Annotated in this window: 1 CRISPR repeat array. The window is 37.6% G+C overall.

What is annotated here, in order from left to right:
* A CRISPR array of direct repeats spans positions 1-292; the repeat unit is 28 nt; unit sequence CATTTACAGAATCACACTACTCTCAAAC.
* Positions 293-351 lie beyond the last annotated feature (59 nt).

The following is a 351-nucleotide window of genomic DNA, read 5'->3' on the forward strand; positions in this document are numbered from 1 at the left end:
CATTTACAGAATCACACTACTCTCAAACCCATCCTCAATATCAGGTTGTTGCCTAATCGTTTGAGACATTTACAGAATCACACTACTCTCAAACTACTAGGAAAGCCTATCAACCGCTGATATAGTTTTAGACATTTACAGAATCACACTACTCTCAAACAGCGACTTTTGCAAGACTATTCGTGACGGCGTTTGAGACATTTACAGAATCACACTACTCTCAAACCCTAGCTTCACTACCCATTCCATCAAAATGGTTTTAGACATTTATAGAATCACACTACTCTCAAACATGTTGATTTTGGTATAGGTAGATACACGTGTTTGAGACATTTACAGAATCACACTACT

This window comes from Veillonella sp. DNF00869 (assembly GCF_001553345.1).
GTDB lineage: Bacteria > Bacillota > Negativicutes > Veillonellales > Veillonellaceae > F0422.